Origin of the sequence: Shigella sp. FC1661 (genome assembly GCF_001712525.1) — a bacterium.
Taxonomy (GTDB): Bacteria; Pseudomonadota; Gammaproteobacteria; order Enterobacterales; family Enterobacteriaceae; genus Escherichia; species Escherichia coli.
On sequence record NZ_MDGW01000047.1, the window covers coordinates 1 to 10,593 of the forward strand.

The following is a 10,593-nucleotide window of genomic DNA, read 5'->3' on the forward strand; positions in this document are numbered from 1 at the left end:
GTGCGTACCGGGCTGAGAGGCGGTGTAAGTGAACTGTAGTTGCCATGTTTTACGGCAATGAGAGCAGAGATAGCGCTGATGTCCGGCAGTGCTTTTGCCGTTACGCACCACGCCTTCAGTAGCGGAGCAGGAAGGACATCTGATGGAAATGGAAGCCACGCAAGCACCTTAAAATCACCATCATACACTAAATCAGTAAGTTGGCAGCATTACCCGCAGTTCATTACTTATACTGTAAATTTTTTTAACGTCATTGGTGGAGACAATTTCTGCAAACTTTCTTTTTACCGTCCAATAATCAATATTTCTATTGTGATTGTTAACCACTGCGTGCATTGGCGGGATTGAAGGGTGAAAAATATGTGCAATTGGGAAGCCTTTCATTGATGCCTGCCTTGTCGTCATGACAAACAATAATAGATGCTTATTTTCCTCGCACGACACTTACGCACTATCAAAAAACGCTCATTTACCCGGCGTTACAGTAAACGAAGCAACATTCTGTGTCCTACGCTGATGTAAAGCACAGTGAAAATTCCCCTTGCTGACTTCGTCTGACCTTATCGCGGCGACCAGCAATTATTCGTTTTGTGATCCTCAACACAAAATGCTATTCGTCGCCTATGAGGGGAGAAGAATTTATGGAAAACGATTGCATTCACAAAATGACGTCCTGTCAGAAGAGAAAAAGTTGACGTTAATCAATTGTTCGAGATGATCAATACCTGTATTCGAAATTTTAAAATATTGATAAAATAAATGTTTGTTCTCCAACAAATAGCGTGAAAAAATGTGACGTGCCGCAGTATTTATCGCTGAAAATGGTTTATTTATAATAAAATTTGAGAACTTGCTCATTAAATTTAACTCAAATTTTGCCTGGTAATTATCCGGTAATTGCTTGAAATATGGTCTCAGCCCCTTTTTTGTATTAACCACATAACGAATGATGTTATCGCCATAAAATATGGTTATCCCCGTCATTTTTTTTGATAAAAATCAGGGTTTATGCTGATTTTTATGCTTTAACTTGTTGATATTTAAAGATATTTGATTGTAATAACGATACCCTGGAAAGTAATGAAAGTTAATTTGTGAGTGGTCGCACATATCCTGTTCATTTCATTTTGATACACTTCATGCCGTCAATGAGGTAATTAACGTAGGTCGTTATGAGCACTATTCTTCTTCCGAAAACGCAGCACCTGGTAGTCTTTCAGGAAGTCATTAGAAGTGGCTCTATCGGCTCGGCTGCAAAAGAATTAGGGTTAACTCAACCGGCCGTCAGTAAAATCATTAACGATATTGAAGATTATTTTGGTGTGGAATTAGTGGTGCGGAAAAATACCGGTGTAACATTAACACCTGCCGGTCAATTGTTACTCTCCCGTTCCGAATCCATTACCCGTGAAATGAAAAATATGGTTAATGAGATAAGCGGTATGTCTTCTGAGGCGGTGGTGGAAGTCTCATTTGGTTTTCCTTCATTGATTGGTTTTACTTTTATGTCAGGGATGATCAACAAGTTCAAAGAGGTGTTCCCGAAAGCGCAGGTTTCTATGTATGAAGCGCAACTGTCTTCGTTCTTACCGGCAATCCGCGACGGTCGACTGGATTTTGCGATTGGTACGTTAAGTGCAGAAATGAAGCTTCAGGATTTACATGTTGAGCCGCTGTTCGAGTCCGAGTTTGTGCTGGTAGCCAGTAAGTCCCGAACATGCACCGGCACCACCACGCTGGAGTCGTTGAAGAACGAACAGTGGGTGTTGCCACAAACCAATATGGGGTACTACAGCGAGCTTCTTACTACGTTACAAAGAAATGGCATCAGTATTGAAAACATCGTTAAAACCGACTCAGTCGTGACAATTTATAATCTTGTTCTCAATGCTGATTTCTTAACTGTAATTCCTTGTGATATGACGTCACCTTTTGGTTCAAATCAATTTATTACTATTCCGGTTGAAGAAACATTACCTGTGGCACAATATGCCGCGGTATGGTCGAAAAATTATCGTATTAAAAAAGCAGCATCGGTTTTGGTGGAATTAGCCAAAGAGTATTCATCTTATAATGGGTGTAGACGAAGGCTATTAATAGAAGTTGGTTAGTTATTTGTTTTTATTTAAACATAAATAATCCACCTGTCTGTTTTGCAGGTGTCGGTTACGGTTACCTACATATTTAATTCAGACGAAGAGGTTTTATAATGCATATTACATACGATCTGCCAGTTGCTATTGATGATATTATTGAAGCGAAACAACGACTGGCTGGGCGAATTTATAAAACAGGCATGCCTCGCTCCAACTATTTTAGTGAACGTTGCAAAGGTGAAATATTCCTGAAGTTTGAAAATATGCAGCGTACGGGTTCATTTAAAATTCGTGGCGCATTTAATAAATTAAGTTCACTGACCGATGCGGAAAAACGCAAAGGCGTGGTGGCCTGTTCTGCGGGCAACCATGCGCAAGGGGTTTCGCTCTCCTGCGCGATGCTGGGTATCGACGGTAAAGTGGTGATGCCAAAAGGTGCGCCAAAATCCAAAGTAGCGGCAACGTGCGACTACTCCGCAGAAGTCGTTCTGCATGGTGATAACTTCAACGACACTATCGCTAAAGTGAGCGAAATTGTCGAAATGGAAGGTCGTATTTTTATCCCACCTTACGATGATCCGAAAGTGATTGCTGGCCAGGGAACGATTGGTCTGGAAATTATGGAAGATCTCTATGATGTCGATAACGTGATTGTGCCAATTGGTGGTGGTGGTTTAATTGCTGGTATTGCGGTGGCAATTAAATCTATTAACCCGACCATTCGTGTTATTGGCGTACAGTCAGAAAACGTTCACGGCATGGCGGCTTCTTTCCACTCCGGAGAAATAACCACGCACCGAACTACCGGCACCCTGGCGGATGGTTGTGATGTCTCCCGCCCGGGTAATTTAACTTACGAAATCGTTCGTGAATTAGTCGATGACATCGTGCTGGTCAGCGAAGACGAAATCAGAAACAGTATGATTGCCTTAATTCAGCGCAATAAAGTCGTCACCGAAGGCGCAGGCGCTCTGGCATGTGCTGCATTATTAAGCGGTAAATTAGACCAATATATTCAAAACAGAAAAACCGTCAGTATTATTTCCGGCGGCAATATCGATCTTTCTCGCGTCTCTCAAATCACCGGTTTCGTTGACGCTTAATTAATTCGTTGAGGATAGGATATGAGTACTTCAGATAGCATTGTATCCAGCCAGACAAAACAATCGTCCTGGCGTAAATCAGATACCACATGGACGTTAGGCTTGTTTGGTACGGCAATCGGCGCCGGGGTGCTGTTCTTCCCTATCCGCGCAGGTTTTGGCGGACTGATCCCGATTCTTCTGATGTTGGTATTGGCATACCCCATCGCATTTTATTGCCACCGGGCGCTGGCGCGTCTGTGTCTTTCTGGCTCTAACCCTTCCGGCAACATTACGGAAACGGTGGAAGAGCATTTTGGTAAAACTGGCGGCGTGGTTATCACGTTCCTGTACTTCTTCGCGATTTGCCCACTGCTGTGGATTTATGGCGTTACTATTACCAATACCTTTATGACGTTCTGGGAAAACCAGCTCGGATTTGCACCGCTGAATCGCGGCTTTGTGGCGCTGTTCCTGTTGCTGCTGATGGCTTTCGTCATCTGGTTTGGTAAGGATCTGATGGTTAAAGTGATGAGCTACCTGGTATGGCCGTTTATCGCCAGCCTGGTGCTGATTTCTCTGTCGCTGATCCCTTACTGGAACTCTGCAGTTATCGACCAGGTTGACCTCGGTTCGCTGTCGTTAACCGGTCATGACGGTATCCTGATCACTGTCTGGCTGGGGATTTCCATCATGGTTTTCTCCTTTAACTTCTCGCCAATCGTCTCTTCCTTCGTGGTTTCTAAACGTGAAGAGTATGAGAAAGACTTCGGTCGCGACTTCACCGAACGTAAATGTTCCCAAATCATTTCTCGTGCCAGCATGCTGATGGTTGCAGTGGTGATGTTCTTTGCCTTTAGCTGCCTGTTTACGCTGTCTCCGGCCAACATGGCGGAAGCCAAAGCGCAGAATATTCCAGTGCTTTCTTATCTGGCTAACCACTTTGCGTCCATGACCGGTACCAAAACAACGTTCGCGATTACACTGGAATATGCGGCTTCCATCATCGCACTCGTGGCTATCTTCAAATCTTTCTTCGGTCACTATCTGGGGACGCTGGAAGGCTTGAATGGTCTGATTCTGAAGTTCGGTTATAAAGGCGACAAAACTAAAGTGTCGCTGGGTAAACTGAACACTATCAGCATGATCTTCATCATGGGCTCCACCTGGGTTGTTGCCTACGCCAACCCGAACATCCTCGACCTTATTGAAGCCATGGGCGCACCGATTATCGCATCCCTGCTGTGCCTGTTGCCGATGTATGCCATCCGTAAAGCGCCGTCTCTGGCGAAATACCGTGGTCGTCTGGATAACGTGTTTGTTACCGTGATTGGTCTGCTGACCATCCTGAACATCGTATACAAACTGTTTTAATCCGTAACTCAGGATGAGAAAAGAGATGAATGAATTTCCGGTTGTTTTGGTTATTAACTGTGGTTCGTCTTCGATTAAGTTTTCCGTACTCGATGCCAGCGACTGTGAAGTATTAATGTCAGGTATTGCCGACGGTATTAACTCGGAAAATGCATTCTTATCCGTAAATGGGGGAGAGCCAGCACCGCTGGCTCACCACAGCTACGAAGGTGCATTGAAGGCAATTGCATTTGAACTGGAAAAACGGAATTTAAATGACAGAGTGGCCTTAATTGGCCACCGCATCGCTCACGGCGGCAGTATTTTTACCGAGTCCGCCATTATTACCGATGAGGTCATTGATAATATCCGTCGCGTTTCTCCACTGTCACCCCTGCATAATTACGCCAATTTAAGTGGTATTGAATCGGCGCAGCAATTATTTCCGGGCGTAACTCAGGTGGCGGTATTTGATACCAGTTTCCACCAGACGATGGCTCCGGAAGCTTATTTATACGGCCTGCCGTGGAAATATTATGAAGAGTTAGGTGTACGCCGTTATGGTTTCCACGGCACGTCGCACCGCTATGTTTCCCAGCGCGCACATTCTTTGCTGAATCTAGCGGAAGATGACTCCGGCCTGGTTGTGGCGCATCTTGGCAATGGCGCGTCAATCTGCGCAGTTCGCAACGGTCAGAGTGTTGACACCTCAATGGGAATGACGCCGCTGGAAGGCTTGATGATGGGTACCCGCAGTGGCGATGTCGATTTTGGTGCGATGTCCTGGGTCGCCAGCCAAACCAACCAGAGCTTGGGTGACCTGGAACGCGTAGTGAATAAAGAGTCGGGATTATTAGGTATTTCCGGTCTTTCTTCGGATTTACGTGTTCTGGAAAAAGCCTGGCATGAAGGTCACGAACGCGCGCAACTGGCAATTAAAACCTTTGTTCACCGAATTGCCCGTCATATTGCCGGACACGCAGCTTCATTACGTCGCCTGGATGGAATTATATTCACCGGCGGAATAGGAGAGAATTCAAGCTTAATTCGTCGTCTGGTCATGGAACATTTGGCTGTATTAGGCGTAGAGATTGATACAGACATGAATAATCGCTCTAACTCCTGTGGTGAGCGAATTGTTTCCAGTGAAAATGCGCGTGTCATTTGCGCTGTTATTCCGACTAACGAAGAAAAAATGATTGCTTTGGATGCCATTCATTTAGGCAAAGTTAACGCGCCCGCAGAATTTGCATAATTTAGTTGAAGTATTGTAGAGAGATTATTTTTCATGAAGGTAGATATTGATACCAGCGATAAGCTGTACGCCGACGCATGGCTTGGCTTTAAAGGTACGGACTGGAAAAACGAAATTAATGTCCGCGATTTTATTCAACATAACTATACACCGTATGAAGGCGATGAATCTTTCCTCGCTGAAGCGACGCCTGCCACCACGGAATTGTGGGAAAAAGTAATGGAAGGTATCCGTATCGAAAACGCAACCCACGCGCCGGTTGATTTCGATACCAATATTGCCACCACAATTACCGCTCATGATGCGGGATATATTAACCAGCCGCTGGAAAAAATTGTTGGCCTGCAAACGGATGCGCCGTTGAAACGTGCGCTACACCCGTTCGGTGGCATTAATATGATTAAAAGTTCATTCCACGCCTATGGCCGTGAAATGGACAGTGAATTTGAATATCTGTTTACCGATCTGCGTAAAACCCATAACCAGGGCGTATTTGATGTTTACTCACCGGATATGCTGCGCTGCCGTAAATCTGGCGTGCTGACCGGTTTACCAGATGGCTATGGCCGTGGGCGCATTATCGGTGACTATCGCCGCGTAGCGCTGTATGGCATCAGTTATCTGGTACGTGAACGCGAACTGCAATTTGCCGATCTCCAGTCTCGTCTGGAAAAAGGCGAGGATCTGGAAGCCACCATCCGTCTGCGTGAGGAGCTGGCAGAGCATCGTCATGCGCTGTTGCAGATTCAGGAAATGGCGGCGAAATATGGCTTTGATATCTCTCGCCCGGCGCAGAATGCGCAAGAAGCGGTGCAGTGGCTCTACTTCGCTTATCTGGCGGCAGTGAAATCGCAAAATGGCGGCGCGATGTCGCTGGGCCGCACGGCATCGTTCCTCGATATCTACATTGAGCGCGACTTTAAAGCTGGCGTACTCAATGAGCAGCAGGCACAGGAACTGATCGATCACTTCATCATGAAGATCCGTATGGTACGCTTCCTGCGTACACCGGAATTTGATTCGCTGTTCTCCGGCGACCCAATCTGGGCGACGGAAGTGATCGGCGGGATGGGGCTGGACGGTCGTACGCTGGTGACCAAAAACTCCTTCCGCTATTTGCACACCCTGCACACTATGGGGCCGGCACCGGAACCTAACCTGACCATTCTTTGGTCGGAAGAATTACCGATTGCCTTCAAAAAATATGCCGCGCAGGTGTCGATCGTCACCTCTTCCTTGCAGTATGAAAATGACGATCTGATGCGTACTGACTTCAACAGCGACGATTACGCGATTGCCTGCTGCGTCAGCCCAATGGTGATTGGTAAGCAAATGCAGTTCTTTGGTGCACGCGCTAACCTGGCGAAAACGCTGCTCTACGCAATTAACGGCGGGGTGGACGAGAAGCTGAAGATTCAGGTCGGGCCGAAAACAGCACCGCTGATGGACGACGTGCTGGATTACGACAAAGTGATGGACAGCCTCGATCACTTCATGGACTGGCTGGCGGTGCAGTACATCAGCGCGCTGAATATCATTCACTACATGCACGACAAGTACAGCTACGAAGCTTCGCTGATGGCGCTGCACGATCGTGATGTCTATCGCACTATGGCATGCGGCATCGCGGGCCTGTCGGTGGCGACGGACTCCCTGTCTGCCATCAAATATGCCCGCGTGAAACCAATCCGTGACGAAAACGGCCTGGCGGTGGACTTTGAAATCGACGGTGAATATCCGCAGTACGGCAACAACGACGAGCGCGTAGACAGCATTGCCTGCGACCTGGTTGAACGCTTTATGAAGAAAATTAAAGCGCTGCCAACCTATCGCAACGCCGTCCCTACCCAGTCGATTCTGACTATCACTTCTAACGTGGTGTACGGCCAGAAAACCGGTAATACGCCGGACGGTCGTCGCGCCGGAACACCGTTCGCGCCGGGCGCTAACCCGATGCATGGTCGTGACCGCAAAGGTGCCGTGGCCTCATTGACGTCGGTGGCGAAACTGCCGTTCACCTACGCCAAAGATGGGATCTCGTACACCTTCTCAATCGTTCCTGCGGCGCTGGGCAAAGAAGATCCAGTACGTAAAACCAACCTTGTCGGCCTGCTGGATGGGTATTTCCACCACGAAGCGGATGTCGAAGGCGGTCAACACCTCAACGTCAACATAATGAATCGGGAAATGCTGCTGGATGCCATCGAGCACCCGGAAAAATATCCTAACCTGACAATCCGTGTCTCTGGCTACGCCGTGCGCTTCAACGCACTGACCCGTGAACAGCAACAGGATGTTATTTCACGTACTTTTACCCAGGCGCTCTGACGCCGGAGGATGTATGAAAAAGATTATCGAAACGCAACGTGCCCCAGGCGCAATCGGCCCTTATGTTCAGGGCGTTGATTTAGGCAGCATGGTCTTCACCTCCGGGCAAATTCCGGTTTGCCCGCAGACCGGTGAGATCCCGGCTGATGTGCAAGATCAGGCGCGTTTAAGCCTCGAAAACGTCAAAGCGATCGTGGTTGCTGCCGGGCTGAGCGTGGGCGATATCATCAAGATGACCGTGTTCATCACCGATCTGAATGATTTTGCCACCATCAATGAAGTCTATAAGCAGTTCTTCGATGAGCATCAGGCGACCTACCCGACCCGGAGCTGTGTGCAGGTTGCGCGTTTGCCGAAAGATGTGAAGCTGGAAATTGAAGCTATCGCAGTACGTAGTGCGTAAAGCCTCGTGAGCGGGACGGTCGCAAGGTCGTTCCGCTCCACTTCACTGAACGGCAATCCGAGGGTGTGGATATGATTAGTGCATTCGATATTTTCAAAATTGGGATTGGTCCCTCCAGTTCGCATACCGTGGGGCCAATGAATGCCGGAAAAAGTTTTATTGATCGGCTGGAAAGTAGCGGCTTATTAACCGCGACGAGCCATATTGTGGTCGATCTGTATGGGTCGTTGTCACTGACGGGCAAAGGCCATGCCACGGATGTCGCCATTATCATGGGACTGGCAGGAAACAGTCCGCAGGATGTTGTCATTGATGAGATCCCTGCATTTATAGAGTTAGTAACGCGCAGCGGGCGGCTGCCAGTGGCATCTGGTGCGCATATTGTTGATTTTCCTGTAGCAAAGAACATTATCTTCCATCCCGAAATGTTGCCTCGCCATGAGAACGGAATGCGGATCACTGCCTGGAAGGGACAGGAAGCGCTATTAAGTAAAACCTATTACTCTGTCGGCGGCGGGTTTATTGTCGAAGAAGAACACTTCGGCCTGTCGCACGATGTCGAAACGTCCGTACCTTACGATTTCCACTCAGCAGGTGAACTGCTGAAAATGTGTGATTACAACGGCCTGTCTATATCTGGCCTGATGATGCACAACGAGCTGGCGCTGCGCAGCAAAGCGGAAATTGACGCAGGGTTTGCCCGTATCTGGCAAGTGATGCATGACGGTATTGAACGCGGGATGAACACTGAAGGCGTGCTGCCTGGTCCGCTCAATGTGCCGCGTCGTGCCGTAGCGCTGCGTCGTCAGCTGGTTTCTAGCGATAACATCTCTAACGATCCGATGAATGTCATCGACTGGATCAACATGTACGCGCTGGCGGTTAGTGAAGAAAACGCAGCTGGCGGGCGCGTGGTAACGGCACCGACTAACGGTGCGTGCGGCATTATTCCGGCAGTGCTGGCTTATTACGATAAGTTCCGTCGTCCGGTAAACGAGCGGTCAATTGCCCGCTATTTTCTGGCAGCGGGGGCTATTGGCGCGCTGTATAAAATGAACGCCTCCATCTCTGGCGCGGAGGTCGGCTGTCAGGGGGAGATTGGCGTGGCCTGTTCAATGGCGGCGGCAGGGTTAACTGAACTACTGGGCGGCAGTCCGGCGCAGGTATGCAATGCGGCGGAAATCGCGATGGAGCATAACCTTGGGCTGACCTGCGATCCGGTTGCCGGACAGGTACAAATCCCGTGCATTGAACGTAATGCCATTAATGCCGTGAAAGCAGTAAACGCCGCGCGGATGGCGATGCGCCGCACCTCGGCACCGCGTGTTTCACTCGATAAAGTGATCGAGACGATGTATGAAACCGGCAAAGATATGAACGATAAATACCGCGAAACATCACGCGGAGGACTGGCCATTAAAGTGGTCTGCGGCTGACATTGCTGTCAGCTTTCATCCTTGGGTGCACAAATGTGCACCTTTTTTTTGTGATCTGCCGCAAATAGAGAATGAATATTCTCTTGCGATTAATTTAGTAGAAAATTCTTATCCATCTCCGTTATTTCAAAGTCTTGATTGTGAAGATTTTCTCTGACCTCGCGCGTATCATTTCTTTATTCTAATAACTCGCCTGCAAAAACGTAGACCGCATATCGCCTTGATGCGGCTCGGAAAAAAATAATAAGCCCTACAAAATATTGAGCGAGAAATTAGGTAATGACTCCAACTTACTGATAGTGTTTTATGTTCAGATAATGCCCGATGACCTTGTCATGCAGCTCCACCGATTTTGAGAACGACAGTGACCTCCGTCCCAGCCTTGCCAGATGTTGTCTCAGATTCAGATTATGTCGCTCAATGCGCTGAGTGTAACGCTTGCTGATAACGTGCAGCTTTCCCTTCAGGCGTGATTCATACAGCGGCCAGCCATCCGTCATCCATACCACGACCTCAAAGGCCGACAGCAGGCTCAGAAGACGCTCCAGTGTGGCCAGAGTGCGTTCACCGAAGACGTGCGCCACAACCGTCCTCCGTATCCTGTCATACGCGTAAAACAGCCAGCGCTGACGTGATTTAG

General features: G+C 48.1%; 9 protein-coding genes and 2 pseudogenes. 7 read left to right on the forward strand and 4 right to left on the reverse strand.

Features of this window, described 5'->3' with window-relative positions; translation table 11 throughout:
• From BFF42_RS03775 to tdcR, 3 genes and pseudogenes are all read right to left on the reverse strand, one after another.
• On the reverse strand, nucleotides 1-159 hold a 159-nt coding region (locus BFF42_RS03775; protein ID WP_032277379.1), incomplete at its 3' end, for an IS1 family transposase.
• A 45-nt stretch (nucleotides 160-204) separates the two neighbouring features.
• Nucleotides 205-384 (reverse strand): annotated as a pseudogene (locus BFF42_RS03780) (hypothetical protein); the annotation flags it as partial.
• A gap of 255 nt (nucleotides 385-639) precedes the next feature.
• A complete protein-coding gene (gene tdcR / locus BFF42_RS27180) occupies nucleotides 640-858 on the reverse strand; it encodes a transcriptional activator TdcR (RefSeq protein ID WP_001390702.1) in 219 nt (72 codons plus the stop codon).
• A gap of 314 nt (nucleotides 859-1,172) precedes the next feature.
• On the opposite strand from tdcR, the gene tdcA reads away from it, so the two are divergent.
• The 7 genes from tdcA to tdcG all read left to right on the forward strand — a co-directional run bounded on the left by tdcA (nucleotide 1,173) and on the right by tdcG (nucleotide 9,953).
• The gene (gene tdcA / locus BFF42_RS03790; RefSeq protein WP_000104209.1) at nucleotides 1,173-2,111 is read left to right on the forward strand and encodes a transcriptional regulator TdcA; all 939 of its coding nucleotides are present in this window, start codon (nucleotides 1,173-1,175) and stop codon (nucleotides 2,109-2,111) included.
• Between the two features lie 98 nt (nucleotides 2,112-2,209).
• Nucleotides 2,210-3,199 carry a bifunctional threonine ammonia-lyase/L-serine ammonia-lyase TdcB gene (tdcB, locus tag BFF42_RS03795; protein WP_000548347.1) on the forward strand — a complete coding sequence of 330 codons (990 nt, stop codon included), beginning with the start codon at nucleotides 2,210-2,212 and terminating at the stop codon, nucleotides 3,197-3,199.
• Nucleotides 3,200-3,220: 21 nt separating this feature from the next.
• Entirely contained in the window at nucleotides 3,221-4,552 is a 1,332-nt protein-coding gene (gene tdcC, locus BFF42_RS03800; protein ID WP_000107720.1) for a threonine/serine transporter TdcC, read from the forward strand.
• Nucleotides 4,553-4,577: 25 nt separating this feature from the next.
• Nucleotides 4,578-5,786, forward strand: coding sequence for a propionate kinase (gene tdcD / locus BFF42_RS03805; protein ID WP_012421542.1), 1,209 nt, complete (start codon nucleotides 4,578-4,580; stop codon nucleotides 5,784-5,786).
• Between the two features lie 33 nt (nucleotides 5,787-5,819).
• Complete coding sequence (tdcE, locus tag BFF42_RS03810) at nucleotides 5,820-8,114, forward strand: 2-ketobutyrate formate-lyase/pyruvate formate-lyase (RefSeq protein ID WP_000861733.1); 2,295 nt, start codon at nucleotides 5,820-5,822, stop codon at nucleotides 8,112-8,114.
• A 13-nt stretch (nucleotides 8,115-8,127) separates the two neighbouring features.
• Nucleotides 8,128-8,517: an enamine/imine deaminase gene (locus tag BFF42_RS03815; protein ID WP_000719990.1), complete on the forward strand. Its 390-nt coding sequence runs from the start codon at nucleotides 8,128-8,130 to the stop codon at nucleotides 8,515-8,517.
• A gap of 71 nt (nucleotides 8,518-8,588) precedes the next feature.
• A complete protein-coding gene (gene tdcG, locus BFF42_RS03820; protein ID WP_000622115.1) occupies nucleotides 8,589-9,953 on the forward strand; it encodes an L-serine ammonia-lyase in 1,365 nt (454 codons plus the stop codon).
• Nucleotides 9,954-10,243: 290 nt separating this feature from the next.
• Here the strand turns inward: tdcG and BFF42_RS03825 are convergent.
• Nucleotides 10,244-10,593 (reverse strand): annotated as a pseudogene (locus BFF42_RS03825) (IS1-like element IS1X2 family transposase); the annotation flags it as partial.